This is a genomic window from Paenibacillus tyrphae, assembly GCF_024158745.1.
In the GTDB taxonomy this organism is placed as follows: domain Bacteria; phylum Bacillota; class Bacilli; order Paenibacillales; family NBRC-103111; genus Paenibacillus_G; species Paenibacillus_G tyrfis_A.
The window spans coordinates 129,522-147,766 of the sequence record NZ_JAMZAW010000014.1 but is presented as its reverse complement, the minus strand read 5'-3'; the positions used below and the strand labels follow the sequence as shown (position 1 = coordinate 147,766).

Genomic DNA, 18,245 nt, shown 5'->3' with positions numbered 1-18,245 from the left:
GAACGCCCCCGCCGCCCTTTCTCAGAGAGCGGTGCCGCCGGGAATAACGAGCACCTTGCCATGAACGCCGGAATCCAGCGCCCGGTAGGCGTCGGCGGCCCGATCCAGCGCAAACCGCCCGGCAGCGCCGCTGGTCAAAGGACGCTTCGCGGCGAGCTTCACCGCATCCGCGATGAGTCCGGCCATGTCAGTCGGGCCCTCAACCCCGCCGGGGCCATACTTGGTCACGAAGACGGAGCCAGCCGTCATGAGCTCCTTCATGTCGACGGACGGCAGATCGCCGGACAGCTGTCCGTAGTTGATCAGGCAGCCGCGACGCGCCAGCAGGCTTAAGCTCAGCTTGTACGTCTCCGTACCGACGGGATCGAACACGGCGGCAGCCCCGCGACCGCCGGTGAAGGCACGGACGGCGGCCTGCACGTCTTCGGCGGAACGGTCGACGGCTTGAACGGCCCCGGCCGCCCGCACCGCTTCCAGCCGCTCGCCGCCGCTGGCGATGCCGATCACCTCGACGCCGCGCTCGGCCAGCGTAGCGACAAGCAGACGGCCTACGGCGCCGGCAGCGCCCCATACGACAGCGGTCGAGCCTTCGCTGAGCGGCCAGTGGCGGGCAAGACCGCCGGCGGTCAGCCCTGCGTGAGCCAGGCTGGCGCCGTCCTCGAACGTAAGCGGGTCCGGCAGAGGGACCAGCATGGCGGCTTGCGCGATGACGGCCGTCGCGCAGGACCCGGGGACGCCGGTCCAGCATACCCGCGTACCCACGGGGAGCGTGACCTCCGGGCCGACCGCCAGAACGACCCCGGCCCCCTCTACACCGACGCCGTAGGGAAACGGAAACTGGATGGGATACGTACCGGACCGCACCAAGGACTCCACGTGGTTCAGGCCGACGGCCTCCACCCGCACAAGCGCCTCGCCGGACTTTAAAGGGGCCAGCTCTTCTTCTGCAACCTCGATGACTTCCGGCCCGCCGGCACGCAGCGCCCGAGCAACCCGCCGTGTCGTGACCGCTCCCCCGGAGTGAATTTCCTCGGAACCATTTCCGTGCAGCCGATCGTTATTCATATTCGAATCCTCTCCTCGCAGGCTGACGAGTCAGCAATATTGTTTCCTGGAAACAATATTAGCGGCGATTACTCTGTTTGTCAATATTGTTTCCCGGAAACTTTTTTTGTTGGAGGATGATCAAGCTCCATTACCGTTTTTGAAATGGCCCCTTTCTTGATATACTGATAGAATAGAACCGATCGAAAATGAAGGAGATTTCTTCATGGCACATACTTCCAACGGCAGCCGGCCCAACGGGAGCCAACATTCCAAAGAGCCGCTCATCCGGCAGGTCATTGCCTTGTTCGGGCAAGTCCAGCGGCGGATGGAGGCCGAAGATGACGAGGAGCGGCAGTGGATGGCCCGGAACTGCGACAATGAGGCAATTATCGGGCTTTTGAAAGATACGACGGTGACCGAGCTGCATGTGCTGGACGCCATAGGACGGCTGGAGCCGGTGAACGGCATTACCGTCTCCAGACAATTCGGCATCCCGAAGGGCAGCGTCTCCAAAATTACCCGGAGGCTGACCGCCAAAGGATTGATTCAGAAACAGTTCCTTCCCAATAACAAAAAAGAGGTCCTGTTCCGCACGACCCCGCTCGGTCAGGAGCTGTTCCGGCTTCACGAAGCGCTGCACCGGCAAATGGAGCAAGGCGTCATACGCTTCCTGCAAAAGTATGACGACGCGGAGCTGCGCGTTCTTACCCGAATTTTGCAGGATTCCTTACAAGCCTCCTGGGTAAATCCGCAAGCGAACTCCGGCCCGGATGACGAAGCGGGGAGAGCGGAGCCGCCCTCCGTGTAAGCTTGCGCGCATAAACGAGAGAAAGCGCTTAGCCTGACCGGCGCCCTTCTGCAAGCTCATGGGGCCACCGGTATGTCGCTACATACCAAGCAGAGCCCGGCTAAGCCGGGCGATCCCCTCCTGAATATCCTCCTTGGGAAGATGACCGTACCCTAAAATGAGCCGGCTGCGGTGCGCTTCTTTGTCGTTGGCGTGCTCTTCCACCAGATACACCTTAACTCCCATACGCTCGATTTTCCGAACCGCCTCTTCGTCGAACCGGCGTCCGGGAAACTCCGCGACGAGATGCAGCCCGGTCGAATCGCCGATGATGTTCACCTGGTCCGAAAAAGCGGACCGCAAACATTCGATCAGACAATCTCTGCGGCTTTTGTACAGCTTCTTCATCTTCGCAATATGCCGTTCCAGATAGCCCCCTTCCATAAAACGCGCAAGAATGAGCTGATCCATCGAAGGCTTGTGCAGATCCGCGTACCACTTCAACCGGCGGCATGGCTCGACGAGAGGCCTGGGGAGAATCAGGTAACCCATGCGCAGCGCCGGAGATAAAATTTTGCTGAACGAGCCGATGTAGAGGACGCGGTCCGGCTCCAACCCCTGCAAGGAGCTGACGGGCGGCCCTTCGTAGCGGAATTCGCTGTCGTAATCGTCCTCGACCAAGTAGCAATCGTGCGTACGCGCGTATTGAATCAACTGAATGCGCCGCTGAATCGGCAGCGCTCCTCCCAGCGGATATTGATGCGAGGGCGTAACGAAGGCCAATTTAGGCGAACTTGCCTGCGGCAGCAAAGCCGTCTGCAGCCCGTGCTCATCCACCGGTACGAAGCGAATGGAGGCGCCTTGGGCTTGAAACATCGCCTGAATATCGCAGGTGATCGGATCTTCCATGATCACTTCGTCGCCCGGCGACAACAGCAGCTTGGACACCAGAGACAGCGCTTGCGTAGCGCCGGAAGTGATGACGAGCTGGTCCGGGTGACAGTGCACCCCCCTGCTTTTCAGCAAATACCGCGCCAGCACATGCCGCAGCTCCGGACGCCCTTCGGGAGCATCGTACCCCAGCACCGCAGGCGACGCTTCGTTCCAGACGGCCGAAGACAGCTGCGCCCATATTCTGCGCGGAAACCGGTCCAGGGCCGGAATGCCCGAGCGGAAATTGACGAGGTCCCCGTCCCGGAGCAGGTTACCATACGCGCTCGGCGCAATCGCTTCTGTCACTCGTCTGCGCTGTTCAAGATAGGCGCCTTCCGCCACGAACGTCCCCGAGCCCCTCCGCGAGATGAGAAAACCTTCAGCCAGCAGTTGATCGTAAGCCTCCAGCACGACATTGCGCGATACCTTCAACTCCCCGGAAAGCTCCCGCGTGGACGGCAGCTTCTCTCCGGACGGAAGCTCCCCCTTCAATATGCGGTCGCGGATTTGCCCGTACACCTGCCCGATCAGCGGCATGTCGAGCGACCGGTCAATCGGAATCCACAGCATAGACCTCTCCCCTTTTGCCAAAGTGGCTCCATTCAGATTCGGCTTCATTGGCACTATTATAAACCACTCGGCCATGCTACAGTAAATTTGTTGGATTTCATTGACAGCAGAAATTAATTTGAATATTATCTAATTAGATAAATATTAAATTAGATGCATATTAAAAAATATGGATGGTGATCATCAACCCATGCAGTTGGATAAGATCGTCAATTATCATAAAGCGCTCGCCGACCCGACAAGAATCCGCATCCTTATCCTGTTGGCGGACGGGGAGCTGAACGGACAGGTGCTGGCCGACAAATTAGGCGTAACCCCTGCCACCATTACCCACCACGCCGCCAAGCTGCGGGAAGCCAGCTTGCTTTATGAGCGCCGGGTGAAAAATACCATCTACTTTTCGCTGAATCATCATTTCATCAAGGCGAACGCCGCCGCTTCGGTAGAGCTGATCTACTCCCATTCCAACGAGACAGGAGGGCCTTCCATGCCCGAGGACAAAGCCGAACGTCTTCAACAATCCGTTCTGAAAAACTTCTTCACCTCCGAAGGCAAGTTGAAACACGTGCCAGCCCAGTTGAAGAAGAAGCTGATCGTATTAGAAAATATCGTCTCGAGGTTAGAGAAAGGACGAAAGTATACGGAGCAAGAAATCAACGACTTCATCCGGCAGTATCACGAGGACTTTGCAACGATCCGCAGGGAGTTTATTATGCACCGGTTCATGTTCCGGGACAACGAAGAATACGAGATGAACCCGCGCAAAATGTGGGCCAAGTGGGATAAGTTAACTTAAGAGAGGAACTTGCGGGAGGAATTGCTGTGGACCACATTCACAAGCTCGAACGATGGCAAAACAAGAAATGAGAAAAACTCCTTACCGGAGTCTTTTCGGGCAAAACGTTATAAATCCGCAGCGAAAGGCAGACCTGCAAGCTTCTCTATGCGGCTGCCTTTTTCGGGTCGCCTAACGGCTGTTTTTCAATAAGCGCGAATCCAGGATAAAATTGCCGAACGGAATGAAGGCGGCAAGCATGGCGAACAGCACTTTCAGCACGGTCCAGCGGTGGGCGAAGGTAACGTGGATGACGGCCAGCACGTACAGCACGAACAACAGGCCGTGGAGCGATCCGACAATTTTGACGGCTTGCGGCATGTCCAGGAAATACTTGAGCGGCATGGCGACGGCCAGCAGAACGAGATAGGACATCCCTTCAATAAAAGCGACGACGCGCAAGCGGCCGATGGGATGATTCAACATGGCATGACCTCCAAAGTACGAAATAGGATGTAACCGCTGTCTTCTGGCCCGCTTTGGACGAACCCAAAGATGCATCTTTATTATAAACTGCCGGAATCCGCCAAGTATTGGGCAATTGTGACTTTTTTCAAACACCTGCCCGTACCGTCCACAGCCGGCAGCGGCGCTTGGTCAATGCCCCGCGCCCGGCTGTGGACGGTACGGAGCACCTGCGCTTTGAGCGTCTCTCCCTGCGACAAACGGCTTGCCATCGACGCCATCGCGGCGCCGAGCGCCGCAGCGAGAGCGGCCACACTGCCTCCTCCCGGCGTCGGCTCCGCGCTTCCGGCCTCTTGAACGAACTCCCCGACCGTCCGCTTCCACCAGATCGCCGACGTCATCGTCCCGCCACCTTTCCTTGGGCTTGCAGCTCCAGCGCTTTTAGCACATTTTCGAACAAAATCGCCGTCGTGAGCGTCCCGACGCCGCCGGGCACCGGAGACACCGCCTTCACCGCTTCGGCCGCTCCTGCGGACACATCGCCCGCGATGCTTCCGTCCGCCGTTTCGTTAATTCCCGCATCAATGAGAATGAGCTCCGGGTGAACCATCTCCCGAGTCACAAGGCCAGGCTGTCCTGCGGCGGCGAACGCAATCTCCGCATGCCGCAGATGGAAGGCAAGGTCCGGGGTACGCGAGTGACAGACGGTGACGGTGGCTTGTTCCCGCTGCAGCATATGGAAGAGCGGCAGCCCGACCGTCTGGCCCCGGCCGATTAACGCGACGTTGGCGCCTTCCAGCCGGTAGCCGTAATGCCGGAGCAGCCGGATGCATGCTTGTGGCGTAGCGGGGTAAAGACCCTCGACGCCCGTCATCGTTGCCAGCTTACTTGCGGGCGTCACCCCGTCCACGTCCTTCTGCGGAGCGATGGCACTCTCGATCCGTGCCTGGGACCAATGCTTCGGCAGCGGAAGCTCCAGCATAATCCCGTGAACGGCGGGATCGGCGTTCCACTCGGCGATCAGGCTCATCACTTCGCTTTCCTGCGCGTCAGGCCGGAACGTTTTCAACTGAAACGCGATGCCCAGCTTTCCGGCAATTTTTTGCTTGGCCCGGACATAGAGCAGCGAGGCGGGATCGCCTTCGACCAAAATAACCCCCATGCAAGGCTGACAGCCCACCGCCTTCCATTCCTCCGTTCGCTTGAGAATCCGCTCATATACTTGATCCGCCGCCTCTTTCGCTTTCAGCAGTTGTGCCATAGATCTCGACCTCCAATGTGTTTTCACTAGAATTCGGTACATAAACGAAAAAAAGCATTCGCCAAAGCTCCTCCAACGAGTCTTCGGCAAATACTTTTACCCAGGCGAACGGCAAGATTCCGACCGCATGCTCCCTTGTGGTTATCCACTCTTTTCGCCAGTCGCATACGGCTTTCGTTTGTTGTTGATATTGTAGCAGAAGGAACGGTGTATGGAAACCTTGATTTTGCGAATGTACATAGAACATCGGAATTACGCATAATTCATTATTTTAATTAGGCATAATTACTTATATTTGTTGAAAATCACTTGTTAACACAAGTTGTCATAAGTATAATTAAGTTATCTTGCATTATTCATGAAGAAAGGATTGATTCCTCATGTATCCTTGTCTATTATTCGATGTAGATGGCACGCTGCTCGATACGGAGCAGGCGATTCTCAGTTCGCTGTCGGACCTGCTGCAGGAGAGGAACATCCCTTATGAGCCGAAGGACCTTGCCTTTGTGCTCGGGATCCCGAGCGCCCGCTCGCTTCCCCGCTTCGGGATTCAAGATATTGAGGAAGCCGCGGAACGCTGGAACCGGCTGATGGAGCGGCATGATTACCAAATCCGCGTATTCGAAGGCATCGAGCCGATGCTGCGCCGGGTCAAAGAGCTTGGACTGCGGACCGGCATCGTCACCTCCAAGACCCGCACGGAATATATCAAAGATTTTGCCCGGTTCGATCTGCACCCTTACTTCGATGTCGTCGTCTGCGCCGACGATACGGCCCGGCACAAACCGCATCCCGAGCCGATCCTGACCGCCTTGAAGCGGCTTGAGGCAGAGCCGAAGGATACGATGTACATCGGAGACAGCATCTACGATATGCAGTGCGCGGCCGGAGCGGGCGTCGCCTCCGGACTGGCGCTGTGGGGAGCGCACGATGCCGGAATTGCGGCCAATTACCGTCTGAGGCATCCGAAGGATATTCTGACGATCATGGAGGCCGCGCTTCCATGATCCCTTCCGCTGCTTAGAAAAGGAGCGTCAAGCCATGTCCAAAGCGGACAATATGTTATCGATCCTGTGGCTGCTTAAAAAGGGGAAGCGCATGACCGCCCAGCAGCTCGCGGACGAGCTGGAGATTCATGTGCGCACCGTCTACCGGTGCATCGACGCTTTGTGCGCCAGCGGAGTTCCCGTCGTCGCCGACGCCGGGCATCACGGCGGCTACAGCTTGCTCGAATCGTTCAACGAAGCCCCGTTGTTCTTCGATTTGGAAGAGCAGACGGCGCTCGTCCATTCGGCGGATTTCGCCCAGCAGGCGGGCTATCCTTACGGCGAAGCGCTGGAGCGGGCCATCGCCAAGCTCAAAAGGTACACGAACGAGGATCAGCTCCATGCGCTGGAACGGCGCGAATCGGGACTGGAGGTCATCCATCCGCCTGTCCCTCCCCGGCTCGGGTCGATCCTGCAAGTATTGGAACAATCCGCCGCCGAAGGCCGCACCCTGCGGATCGTCTACCAATCGGGATACGAAGCCGACGTTACGGCGCGGAGCATCGACCCGTACGGGCTGGTCCATTGGAAAAGCGCATGGTATATTATCGCTTACTGCCGGCTCCGTGGAGAAATCCGCAGCTTCCGGGTCGACCGTATCCGCGATTGGACGCACACCGAGGAGAGCTTCGAGCGGCCGGGCGGATTTTCCGCCCGGCAGTTTTTGCTGAAGGATCTGCTGCCGGGCCCCGAAACGCAAGAAGCGCTGATCACCGTCCGCATCCAGGGGCAGCCGCAGGCGATTAACGATCTATGCCGCCACTGGCTGCTCGGTCACACGCTCGTCGAACGTTCTGCCGATCATGTACAGTTTCAAGTCACCGAGTCGTTTGCCTACACCCGCTTGCCTTACATGCTGCTCGGCTACGGAGGATCGATCTTCGCTGTCGAGCCGCTCCCGCTCAAAGAGTGTATGGCGGGCATCGCCTCCGCGCTTACCGAATATTACGAAACAATTTAACTTCACTGGCCGTCCGTGTCAGTGAAGTTTGTTTATAATAGGATTATCAAACAAGGTGGAGGATGACGCGATGACGACCCCGATCTCCAAGCAAGCTTTACCGGACGAAACCGGCCATACGTGGGAAGAGTGGCTGATGATTTTGCAGAGAACCGTGGACCAAGCCTGGTCCTACGAGGATATCGTCAACTATTTGCGGGACGAGCATGACGTGGAGCCACGTTGGGGCGAGACGATCGCCGCCGCCTTCGAGCAGAAGCGGGGCCGTAAGCCCGCGGGATTGACGGCATCGGCCGGCTTCCAGATCGGGGTACGCCGGACGCTGCCGGTCTCCCCGGAACGGGCCTGGGAGCTGCTGACCGCGCCGGAAGGGCTGCGCTTGTGGCTGGGCGGGCTGTCCTCTCTCCCGCCGCAAGGGGAAGTCTATTTGACCGAAGACGGCACGTCCGGCCAGCTTCGGGTGCTCAAGCCCTTGTCCCAGCTCCGCATGACCTGGCAGCCTCAGGAATGGGAGTACGCGTCTACCGTTCAAATCCGTCTGCTGCCGGCCAGCTCGGGAAAAACGACGATCAGCTTCCATCAGGAAAAGCTCGAAGACGCGTTTCGCAGAGAAGAGATGAAACACCGTTGGGAGCAAGTCATCGCCAAACTGGAGGAGAGAATCTAGCATGAACAAATTCAGCCATGTCGACCTACATCCCCTTTCGCAGAGCCGCTTATAAGGCGCACTGCCTCCTCTTCATAACCTAAAAAAGAGGGGCTTCCGCCCCTCCAAGTGTTGAGAAACCTAGAGGTAGAAAAACTCAGACCAATAGAGGTGGGGTATATCCCGTAAGAGTTTACGTCCGCCTTTGAAACCCGTGAAAATACCGCTAATTCTAATCAAATTCACAGGTTTCAAGAGCGGCTGGAGGGATATATCCCACCGGCGTATGCGGAGAATTTCTAAGCGAAGCGGGTTTCTCAACACTCTAGGTGCCTCCGCCCCTCTTCAATCCAAAATGACCGGTTTGTCCGGATCGCAGAGAAACTCGAACATCGTCCGCAGCTGCGCCTCGGTGTTGCGCTCTACCGATAAGACGGGCAGCTCGTCTTCGCCGAAAAAACCGACGGCCGACGTTTCAACCCCGGTCTCAGCGCTTCCCCCGGTAATGTCGCATTGGATAAACAACTTATAAACATGATACGGCTCCGGCGGATGGCCGTGAAATTTCTTGTCCAGCACCGCAAGCAGCCGGACAGGCCTTGCGTCGAAGCCTGACTCCTCCTTGATTTCCTTGACCGCAATCTCCGACGGCGACAAGCCGATATCCGCCCATCCCCCCGGGAGCGCCCAGGCGCCGTCATGCTTTTCGCGGACCAGCAGAAGCTTGCCGTCCCGGAACACGACGCCGCGAATGTCCACCTTCGGCGTGGCATAGCCGGTATCGCTGGCGAACGTCAGCTTGATTTTCTCGGAGCCCGTCTCCGTATAATGAGCCAGGATGTCGACGCTCATTTGCCGCAATTCCTCGAACCGCTCCCGATCGTAGACATCCTTCGTATACGCCAATCCGGTCTGCGCGATTGCTTGAATCTGCTTGGCCCATTCCAACCATCGGTGATTCATAGGACAGCCTCCTTCATAGCTGTGTAAGGATCGTTCCCCCTCATTATACCTTCCTGACGTCCCTGCCTACAATTATTTCCAGCCATTCGTCAACCGCCCGGATTTGTCCAGCCACCGAATTCGGTTGACAAGATTTCCAATTGCGGGGATACTAAAGATACAGAAAACTTTTTTGGTGCTCAAACTATTTTTTTGCAACTCGTGGGGTTTGCACACTGAAGGAAAGAAGTGAGACGGATTGGAATCGGTTAAAGAGGAGATCAGCTTCCTCCTTCCCCTGATTCGCTGCATTGCTGCGCAGTTCGGGGATAAATGCGAGGTCGTGCTGCACGATTTGACACAGGGGTACGAAAGCACGATCGTCGCCATCGAAAACGGCCACATTACCGGAAGGAAGGTCGGCGACTGCGGCAGCAACCTCGGGCTCGAAGTGCTGCGCGGCACGGTTACCGACGGAGACCGGTACAACTATATCACGCAGACGAAGGACGGCAAAATTTTGCGCTCGTCCTCCACGTATATTAAGAACGGCGAGGGCGAGACGGTCGGAGCTTTGTGCATCAACTTCGATATATCGGACTTGCTCGTGGCGGAAAATACGATCCGGTCGCTCACCATGCACAGCCTCGATCAGGAGGTCAAGGAAGTTTTCGTGAACGACGTGAACGATCTTGTCGATTATTTGTTGCAGGAATGCCAGAAGTCGATCGGCAAGCCCGTGTCCCATATGGCCAAAGAGGATAAGATCAAGGCAGTGCAGTTTTTGGATGCCCGGGGCGCGTTTCTCGTGAAAAAAGCCGGCGACAAGGTATGTCAATTTTTAGACATTTCCAAGTTCACTCTCTACAATTATCTCGATGAAATCCGGGTAAATCAGGAACGCAGCGCGGCGCAAAAGTTTTTGTAAGTCCATAGACATAGAGCGTACTGCACCTGCGGGTGCGGCCCTCAACGATCGAGCGAAGCTTTTGCGGATGATTCGGACCTCCGCGGCTTCGCTTTTTTCCGTTTTCGGAAACGCTAAACAAATGCAGAATGATGTAATGGTTTTCATACGACTATTTTCGACAATTATGTCGATTTTTCAAACTATATGTCTTATTGTGAGGAATTTTACAAAAAAAACAATTGCCGGACTAGGAAAAATGGTGTATATTTCCTACAAGGCCATAGGCTGAATTTTCCATACGGGATCCTTTTAACATGAAAAAGGCAAACTATTCGAAAGAATAGGACGCAAAACTAGAGGGGCTAAGGCTGCTATTGCTATAGCGGCTATGCCAGCCAGCTACCTGTCATCAAGGATAAGAATGAAGGTGACGGTACCGAACTGTCTCCTTTTTTGCTTTTTCGCTCTCTTGTGACAGGCGAACAAATCTGCTAGACAACGAAGAGGAGGAACACGAATGCGAGCAAGCAAGAAGAAAATGGCTATTTTAGGAACCGTCGCGGCATTATGTCTCTCTACCGTTTCGAGCGTCGGCGCTGCAAACCGTCCGACTACCATGGCGCCTAGCGGAATGGTCACGACTCAACATTATTTGGCCTCGGCAGCGGCATTGAAAGTGCTGGAGGACGGCGGCAACGCCGTAGACGCAGCCATCACCGCAGCGGCTACGCTGGCCGTTATTTATCCGCATTACACGAGCATCGGCGGAGACAGCTTCTGGCTCATTTACAACGCCAAAAAGAAAGAGTTAAAAGCGTTAAATGCCAGCGGTCCTTCGAGCGAGAAAGCGACCATCGATTACTATAAAAACCAGGGCTATAGCAAAATTCCTTCCAGAGGCTACTTGTCGGCTAACACGGTACCGGGCACGGTTTCCGGCTGGTGGGAAGCGTACAACTACGCCGACGAAGAGATCGGCAACAGCAAGCCGTGGCGTTCTCTGCTCAAACCGGCGATCAAATATGCGGAAGACGGATTCCCCGTTACGCCGAACCAGGTACATTGGACCAACGTCAATCTGGATACGAAGGATGACGAGCTGAAGCATTTGCAGCGCTTCGAAGGCTGGGCCAAAACCTACTTGAAGCCTGACGGGCAGCCATACAAAGCAGGCGAGCTGATGAAGCAGCCGGATTTGGCCAAAACATTAAAGGTCATTGCCAAAAAAGGCGCGGACGGCTTCTATAAAGGCGATGTCGCCGAGAAAATCGTCAAGGACGTGCAAGCGAACGGCGGACTGCTGACCCTGAACGACTTTGCGAACTACAAAGCCGAGTGGCAAAAACCGATTTCGGCGGACTACCGCGGGTATAAGGCATACAACGTTCCGCCGAACTCGCAAGGCATTGCTTCCCTTTCGATCCTGAATATTTTGAACAACTTCGATGTGAAAAGCTTGGGCGAAGGGACGCCGGACTACTACCACCTGATCGTAGAAGCGACGAAGCAAGCGTTCGCGGACCGCAACAAGTGGCTGACCGATCCGAAATTTGCCGACATTCCGGTTGATTACCTGCTCTCCCCTGAGCACGGCAAAGAAATGGCGAAACGTATCGATATGACCAAGGCCGCAGCCGACGTCGTGCCGATGGATCCGAAGGGCGATACGACCTGGATGGGCTTCATCGACAAAGAAGGCAACGCCGTATCGTTGATTCAAAGCCATTACTTCGATTACGGTTCGGGGATCGTGGCGAAGGACACCGGCGTTCTGCTTCAGAACCGGGGCAGCTACTTCTCCTTGGATCCTAAGGAAGTCAACCACCTTGAGCCGAAAAAACGTTCGTTCCATACGATCAACCCGGCGATGCTGTTCAAAAACGACAAGCCGTACATGATCTACGGTACCCAAGGCGGCGAAGGACAGCCGCAGACGCAAGCCGCTCTTGTTACCCGCATCGTCGATTTCGGCATGCCCGTTCAAGATGCGATCGAAGCGCCTCGCTGGCTGCACGGACGCAACTGGGGATCTTCCTCCAACGATTTGAAGCTGGAAGGACGCATTTCGAAAAGCATTCAGGATGAGCTGATCCGTCGCGGACATCCTGTCAAAATGATAGATGATTACACTGATGCGGTCGGGCAATCGGGAGTCATTCTGATTGATCCCGAAACGAACGTGAAATTTGGCGGAGCCGACCCGCGCGGTGAAGGGGCGGCACTCGGATATTAATCCTTTTACGGACTGCCGACTCCATGCTCAGCAGTCCGTTTTTTCTTTGCCATGAGCCTGCCCAAAATTAACAGTAAGCGAGGATGAGATGATGGAGGAACATAGTAAACCGCAGATGCAAGCCGGACAATTCGGCCGTCTGACCGGATGGTTCAGCAAAAAGCTGAAAAATAAAATGATCGCCTGGTTTTTGATCGTATCGCTTGTGCCGGTCCTATCGATTTCCTATTATATTTCCAAGACGAGCTCGGCGGAATTGATCAAGAAGCAATCCGAATCGTACGAAAAGCTGGTGGTCAGCACCGCAACGCTGATCGACCAATACATATCCGAACGTATGTCCGAAGTGAAAATATTGGCTTCCACCACCGACATCCGGTCGAACGATGCGGCGGCGAAGAACAAGTTTATCAAAAACTTTACGGAAAGCACCAAAGTTTTCGACGGCAACACATTTATTTCTCCTAATGGAATCGTAACGGCCGATACGGTCGAAGCCAGCGTCGGCGTTAATTTGGGGGAAAGACCGTTTTTCAAAAACGGTTTGCAAGGAAAATCGACGTATACCGAGGTATTGCTGGCCAAAACGACCGGCAAACGCTCCATTATTGTAGCCACGCCCGTCAAAGACGCTAACGATGCGGTGATCGGCGTACTTACCGGGCTTGTCAATTTCGAAGGTTTTATGGATAAATACGTGAAGCCGCTGATGATCAATGACGGAGCAGGCTATCCGATTGTCGTGGATTCCAACGGAATTATTCAGCTGCATCCCGTGAAGGAGCTCATCGGCAAAAGCGTGGCCGACTCCGGCGTCTCGCCGCTGCTGGCGGATATCCTGAAAGTCGGGAACAAGCAAACGGGCTCGACCACCTACACCGACGGCGGAAAAACCTACATGGTCGCCTATTCCCCGATTCCGCAAACGGGGTACGGCCTGTATCTTCATTTGCCGGTGGAAACGATCACGGCGGAAGCCTCGAAGATCGAGCAGAACGTCCTGATCATCCTGCTGATTGTGGTTGCTCTGGTTATTGTTGTGGCTTATTTCTTGGGCCGACAAATTTCGAGACCGATTGCGGAGATGGCCGCCGTGACCAAGCGGGTTGCCGACGGGAACTTAAAGGTCGAGCCTTTGCCAATCCGCACGCAGGATGAGGTCGGGGAATTGGCCCAGTCGGTCAATACCATGGTAGAAAGTCTGCACACCTTTGTTTCTCAAGTTACGCTAACCGCGGAAGAGGTCGCCGCTTCGGCAGAGCAATTGTCGGTGAACGCCGGAGAAACAAGCAAGGCTACGCAGCTTATTGCCTTAACCATCGAGCAGATGGCCGACGGAACGGAACGGCAGATGCAAGGCGTCGAGGACAGCGTCAACGCCATCAAGGAAGTAGCGAACGGCGTTCAGCAGGTGGCGGCGAATGCCCAGCAGGTGACGGATTCTTCCCAGCACACGCTGCAGGCGGCCACAGAAGGCAACCAGGCCATTCAAACCGTCACCAAGCAGATGCAATCGATCAATACGACGGTCAACGAAATTGCCGCCAATATTTCAAGCTTGGGCGCAAGATCGACCGAAATCGAAAATATCGCCAAAGTCATCTCCGGAATCGCTACACAGACGAATCTACTGTCGTTAAATGCCGCTATTGAGGCGGCGCGCGCCGGAGAGCATGGACGGGGTTTCGCCGTGGTCGCGAATGAAATCCGGCAGTTGGCCGAGCAATCGTCTCAATCCGCAGCGCAGATTGGGGAGCTGATCTCTACGATCCAGAACGAGACTCAGAACGCCGTTGCTTCCATGGAGCAGGGAACGAAAGAAGTGGGCCTCGGCATCGAAGTGGTCAACGAAGCAGGGAAATCGTTCGATCTGATCCGGCAGTCCATCAACCAAGTGACCTTGCAAATTCAAAACGTTACGGACTATGCGCGGCAAATGCAGACCAGCACCGGAGAAGCCGTTGAATTGGTCAGCCAAATTTCCGAGGTGGCCCGAGAATCGGCGGACGGAACCCAGAATATTTCGGCTTCCACGCAGGAGCAATTGGCTTCCATTGAAGAAGTAACCTCCTCTTCGGAATCCCTTGCCAAAATGGCCGAGGATCTGCAGGGCATCGTGAAAGAATTTAAGCTATAGAACATAGGGCGGCCCTCGTTTCTTTTATGGAGACGAGGGCCGCCCTAATTCATTCGTCCGTCATGCGCGGGACGGATCCTCTCCGCTCTTGCCGGAAGCCGCAGGCTGGCCCGGAGCTTGACGCTTCGTACCGAAACGGTTCGCCCCGATCACCCCGGCAACGATCATGACCGAGCCGACGAGATGATAGACCGTTACCGTTTCGCCGAGCACTAGCGCTCCCGCCGCAATCGAGACGACCGTCCCGAGATTGGAGAAAACGCTCATTTTGGACGCTTCCATCTTGGACAGCACGTAATTGGACAAGAGCGAAGTTACCAGCGAGGACAATACGCCCAAATACACAATCGCGACGATAAAACGGCCGCTGCCAATCGGCTCGAACAGCTTGCCCAGCGTTCCGTCCATCCCGTGCTTGCCGAGCGAAATCAGCAGGAACGCGCCGAAGCCGAGCCATGTCGTAACGAAGCTCAGCTCCCAAGGGCTGAACCGTTTCGACAGCGAGCGGGCCAGAACGCTGTATCCGGCGAAGGCGACGCAGGACAGGAACAGCAGAAGCAAGCCGTTCATGTTGCTCACATCGATCGATCTGCCGTTCATGACGAAGACGAAGACCACCCCGAATACGGACAAAAAAATCGACAGCTTCTGCTTCGCATCGGTCCGCTCCTTCAAAAACCAAGAGGCCAGCAGCATCGTAATGACCGGCGTGAAGGCATATAGAATGCCGCCTTCGGCGGAACCGGCGTGCACCAGCCCGAACGCTTGAAAAGCGAAGAAGGCGACGGGGTAAAATACCGCCAGCAGCAGGACGTCCTTGATCCGTTTATTGCTGTAGTCGAGCTTGATCCAGCCGATGGCTGCCGGAACGGACATGACGACCGCCGACAGCAGAAAGCGGAACATGAGCGTATCCAGCGGATCGGCCGATTCCAATGCCTGCTTCGTGAACAGAAACGAAAATCCGATAATCACGGCATTCAGCACGGCGCACATGTAAGCAAGCCGCAAGCCTGTGGTTTTCATAGCTTTCTCCTCCTCTTCGTATCAAGCCTCCGGGCGTTCCGCGAGCGGAAGCCGCACCTGGACGACCGTCCCCTCGCCTGCCCGGGATTTTACTTCAATCCGGCCTTGATGGGCCGTCGCAATCGCCTTGGCAATGCTCATACCGAGCCCTGCGCCGTCCGTCTTCTCCTCCGTATTCGTCCCGCGGTAGTACCTCTCGAACAGATTGCGCATAGTCTCTTCGTCCATGCCTGCGCCGTTGTCTTCCACTTCGATCCAAGCGTCCGCTCCTTCGCATCCGGTACGAACCGTAATCAGCGTCCCGGGCGGGTTATGCTTCACTGCGTTGGAGATCAGGTTATCCAGCATGCGCTGAAACCACTTCGGATTCGCCCGCACCGTCAATGCCTGCTCCTCGCATTCGAAGGAGAAGGATACGTCCCCGATCGTCACGTCGTTCACATATCGGAGAACGATGCGGCGCACGAACTCGTTCAGCTCGACATTCTCAAGCAGGAAAGGGACCGCGTTGTTTTTCAACTGAAAGGTCAGGGAGAAATCTTGGAGCAGGTCAACCATATAATCGCCCTTTTCCCGAATCGTCTTGCCCATGTCGCGAAGCTCCGGCTCGGTCCATTGAAACGTCCCGCTTTCCAGCAGGTGTCCGTACCCTTGAATCGTAGAGAGCGGCGTCCGCAGATCGTGGGAAATGCCGGTCATCCATTCTTCCCGCGTCTTCTCCAGGCGGATGCGTTCCCGTTCCGAAGCTTCCAGTCGCGACGCCATCTCGTAGAAGCCTGCGATCACTTCTTTATACAACCGGTAGCGCAGACGGATGCGCCCGTTCTTGCGGAACACCTTCTTCCGGTCTTTCTCCGTAAGCGCTTCTTGATAGCGCCCCTGTCCCATCCGTTCGAACCAATCGACGAACAGCAGCAGCGGCTGTCCATACCGGTAGCCGTGCCATACCGAGAAGACGAAGGTCAGCAGCAGCACCACGCCTCCCGTGATGACGAGCGTCAGAATGACTTCATGCAGAATCGGCTGACTGGCAAAAGGCGGCCCTGCCTTGGCCGTATGCAAAATCCACATATACCCGGAGGAGGAGTCGTAATAGAACGACATATCGGACGGGTAAAGGCCCGGTTCCGCCCGCATCGCGATCAGCTCAAGCGGTCTATAAGGCTCCTTGCGCGCCGAATCGCCGACCGATTGCACGATGGCGCCGGACGCATCGATAATTTGTACATAAGCGTTCTCGGACGCCAACTGCCGCGTCAGCTCCTGAAGCGCATCCTCCCGGACCCGCCCCGCTTCTCCGTAGGCGCGAATCCATGCTTCCAGCTTCGCGGGCCCGCGATCCTCCGTCCCAAGCATATACAGAAGCGGCGAGCCTCCCGCGCCGCTAAACTTCGTTCCGACGCGGAACGAATCGAAGCGCCCGTTCTCCTCGATTTGCAGCAGCTCGGCGGTCCCGTACGACGCCGGGAGCCGATTCGGGGCATTGATGGCGCGGATGACCTTTCCTTCCGCGTCTATGACCTGCAGCCAGTAGCCCCGCTCCGTAAGCTGATCGGTCCAGTGTGAAGGAATCGTCACGCTTTCCCCGTTCTCGACCGTTTCCGTAATGATGGTGTCCAGAGCCCCGACGGGAAACGTCTTTTTCAAATCCTGATTGGTCAAGAATCGGATGACCAGCAGCAGAACGACAATCAGGGTGACCAGTACGAACATCCACAAGAAAAAAAACTGCACGGTAAAGTGCGCGGCAAGCCTTCGCCTCACCTTGCTCATCGGTCCTGCTCCTTGAGCAGCTTGTAGCCGAGCCCGCGAACGGTAACCAGATGCTTGGGATCACCCGGATCGGACTCGATGCGCTCGCGGATTTTGCGAATATGCACCATCACCGTATTGTCGTCGCCCATGCCGTCGATGCCCCATACGGCTTCGTACAGCTGCGCTTTGGAGAACACGATATTCGGATGCTTGCATAGATACAGCAGCAGCTGATAAGCCTGCGCAGGACAGGAAACCGTCTCTCCGTTCACCGTCAGCTCCCCTGCCTGCTCGTCAAGTACGAACCGCCCGAAATCGTAGCGGCTCCGGGAGTCCTCCGTCTCCCGCGGTGAAGAACCAGGCTTGTTCCGGCGCAGCCTGGCTTTAATCCGGGCCGCAATTTCGAGCGGATTGAACGGCTTGGTCACATAATCGTCGCCGCCGGTCGCGAAGCCGGTCAGCACGTCCAGATCCGACGTCCGGGCAGTCAAAAAAATAATATGCGCATCGGACATCTGCCGGATTTTCGGACACAATTCGAATCCGGTCTGGTCGGGCAGCATAACGTCCAGCACAATAATATCCGCTCCGTGCCGCTCCAGCAGCCGCAGCCCTTCCTGCGCCGTTCCCGCCGTGTAGATCTGGCGGAAGCCTTCTTTTTGCAGCACCATCTGGATCAAATGAATGATCGAGGCTTCGTCGTCTATAATTAAAATTTTTGGATTCAGCATCGTATCCCTCCATCCTTATT

Annotated in this window: 17 protein-coding genes and 2 riboswitches; of the genes, 8 read left to right on the top strand and 9 right to left on the bottom strand. The window is 55.9% G+C overall.

The genetic code is table 11. The annotated features are described in order from the left end of the window. Positions 1 to 21 precede the first annotated feature (21 nt). Positions 22 to 1,065 (bottom strand): zinc-binding dehydrogenase, encoded by a 1,044-nt coding sequence (locus NI000_RS21385; protein WP_253413438.1) that lies wholly within the window; start codon positions 1,063 to 1,065, stop codon positions 22 to 24. A gap of 205 nt (positions 1,066 to 1,270) precedes the next feature. Here NI000_RS21385 and NI000_RS21380 point away from each other — a divergent pair, with 205 nt between their 5' ends. Then, the gene (locus NI000_RS21380) at positions 1,271 to 1,855 is read left to right on the top strand and encodes a MarR family winged helix-turn-helix transcriptional regulator (protein ID WP_253413437.1); all 585 of its coding nucleotides are present in this window, start codon (positions 1,271 to 1,273) and stop codon (positions 1,853 to 1,855) included. 78 nt (positions 1,856 to 1,933) lie between these two features. Here the strand turns inward: NI000_RS21380 and pdxR are convergent, their stop codons facing one another. Then, positions 1,934 to 3,337, bottom strand: a complete 1,404-nt coding sequence (gene pdxR / locus NI000_RS21375) for a MocR-like pyridoxine biosynthesis transcription factor PdxR (protein WP_253413436.1) — start codon at positions 3,335 to 3,337, stop codon at positions 1,934 to 1,936. A 190-nt stretch (positions 3,338 to 3,527) separates the two neighbouring features. Between pdxR and NI000_RS21370 the strand changes: the two genes are divergently transcribed. Continuing rightward, positions 3,528 to 4,133, top strand: coding sequence for a DUF2087 domain-containing protein (locus tag NI000_RS21370; RefSeq protein ID WP_253413435.1), 606 nt, complete (start codon positions 3,528 to 3,530; stop codon positions 4,131 to 4,133). A 171-nt stretch (positions 4,134 to 4,304) separates the two neighbouring features. Here NI000_RS21370 and NI000_RS21365 read toward each other — a convergent pair whose 3' ends face one another. From NI000_RS21365 to NI000_RS21355, 3 genes are all read right to left on the bottom strand, one after another. Beyond that, positions 4,305 to 4,598: a DUF3817 domain-containing protein gene (locus tag NI000_RS21365; protein ID WP_253413434.1), complete on the bottom strand. Its 294-nt coding sequence runs from the start codon at positions 4,596 to 4,598 to the stop codon at positions 4,305 to 4,307. Positions 4,599 to 4,678: 80 nt separating this feature from the next. Then, entirely contained in the window at positions 4,679 to 4,978 is a 300-nt protein-coding gene (locus tag NI000_RS21360) for a cyclodeaminase/cyclohydrolase family protein (RefSeq protein WP_253413433.1), read from the bottom strand. Beyond that, positions 4,975 to 5,838 (bottom strand): bifunctional 5,10-methylenetetrahydrofolate dehydrogenase/5,10-methenyltetrahydrofolate cyclohydrolase, encoded by an 864-nt coding sequence (locus NI000_RS21355; RefSeq protein ID WP_253413432.1) that lies wholly within the window; start codon positions 5,836 to 5,838, stop codon positions 4,975 to 4,977. The genes NI000_RS21360 and NI000_RS21355 overlap by 4 nt, the downstream gene beginning before the upstream one ends. A gap of 91 nt (positions 5,839 to 5,929) precedes the next feature. Then, positions 5,930 to 6,013: riboswitch (ZMP/ZTP riboswitch) on the bottom strand. 205 nt (positions 6,014 to 6,218) lie between these two features. On the opposite strand from NI000_RS21355, the gene NI000_RS21350 reads away from it, so the two are divergent. The 3 genes from NI000_RS21350 (at position 6,219) to NI000_RS21340 (ending at position 8,512) form a co-directional block, all read left to right on the top strand. Further along, positions 6,219 to 6,845, top strand: a complete 627-nt coding sequence (locus tag NI000_RS21350) for an HAD family hydrolase (protein ID WP_253413431.1) — start codon at positions 6,219 to 6,221, stop codon at positions 6,843 to 6,845. Between the two features lie 34 nt (positions 6,846 to 6,879). After that, complete coding sequence (locus NI000_RS21345; protein WP_253413430.1) at positions 6,880 to 7,845, top strand: helix-turn-helix transcriptional regulator; 966 nt, start codon at positions 6,880 to 6,882, stop codon at positions 7,843 to 7,845. A gap of 70 nt (positions 7,846 to 7,915) precedes the next feature. Further along, positions 7,916 to 8,512 carry an SRPBCC family protein gene (locus tag NI000_RS21340; RefSeq protein ID WP_253413429.1) on the top strand — a complete coding sequence of 199 codons (597 nt, stop codon included), beginning with the start codon at positions 7,916 to 7,918 and terminating at the stop codon, positions 8,510 to 8,512. Between the two features lie 324 nt (positions 8,513 to 8,836). Here NI000_RS21340 and NI000_RS21335 read toward each other — a convergent pair whose 3' ends face one another. Next, complete coding sequence (locus NI000_RS21335; protein WP_253413428.1) at positions 8,837 to 9,454, bottom strand: NUDIX hydrolase; 618 nt, start codon at positions 9,452 to 9,454, stop codon at positions 8,837 to 8,839. A gap of 238 nt (positions 9,455 to 9,692) precedes the next feature. Between NI000_RS21335 and NI000_RS21330 the strand changes: the two genes are divergently transcribed. The 3 genes from NI000_RS21330 (at position 9,693) to NI000_RS21320 (ending at position 14,713) form a co-directional block, all read left to right on the top strand. Next, on the top strand, positions 9,693 to 10,361 hold the full coding sequence (locus tag NI000_RS21330; protein WP_253413427.1) for a helix-turn-helix transcriptional regulator: 669 nt from the start codon (positions 9,693 to 9,695) through the stop codon (positions 10,359 to 10,361). Between the two features lie 294 nt (positions 10,362 to 10,655). Then, positions 10,656 to 10,750: riboswitch (cyclic di-GMP riboswitch) on the top strand. A gap of 110 nt (positions 10,751 to 10,860) precedes the next feature. Continuing rightward, positions 10,861 to 12,576 carry a gamma-glutamyltransferase gene (gene ggt, locus NI000_RS21325; RefSeq protein WP_253413426.1) on the top strand — a complete coding sequence of 572 codons (1,716 nt, stop codon included), beginning with the start codon at positions 10,861 to 10,863 and terminating at the stop codon, positions 12,574 to 12,576. A 91-nt stretch (positions 12,577 to 12,667) separates the two neighbouring features. Further along, complete coding sequence (locus tag NI000_RS21320; protein ID WP_253413425.1) at positions 12,668 to 14,713, top strand: methyl-accepting chemotaxis protein; 2,046 nt, start codon at positions 12,668 to 12,670, stop codon at positions 14,711 to 14,713. A 60-nt stretch (positions 14,714 to 14,773) separates the two neighbouring features. Here NI000_RS21320 and NI000_RS21315 read toward each other — a convergent pair whose 3' ends face one another. Genes NI000_RS21315 through NI000_RS21305 form a run of 3 tightly spaced genes read right to left on the bottom strand, consistent with a single transcriptional unit; the run spans position 14,774 to position 18,225 of the window. Further along, the gene (locus NI000_RS21315) at positions 14,774 to 15,739 is read right to left on the bottom strand and encodes a DMT family transporter (RefSeq protein ID WP_253413424.1); all 966 of its coding nucleotides are present in this window, start codon (positions 15,737 to 15,739) and stop codon (positions 14,774 to 14,776) included. Between the two features lie 21 nt (positions 15,740 to 15,760). Next, positions 15,761 to 17,512 carry a sensor histidine kinase gene (locus NI000_RS21310; RefSeq protein ID WP_253413423.1) on the bottom strand — a complete coding sequence of 584 codons (1,752 nt, stop codon included), beginning with the start codon at positions 17,510 to 17,512 and terminating at the stop codon, positions 15,761 to 15,763. Then, positions 17,509 to 18,225, bottom strand: a complete 717-nt coding sequence (locus tag NI000_RS21305) for a response regulator transcription factor (protein WP_253413422.1) — start codon at positions 18,223 to 18,225, stop codon at positions 17,509 to 17,511. Before NI000_RS21305 ends, NI000_RS21310 begins: the two co-directional genes overlap by 4 nt. Between the last annotated feature and the right edge of the window lie 20 nt (positions 18,226 to 18,245).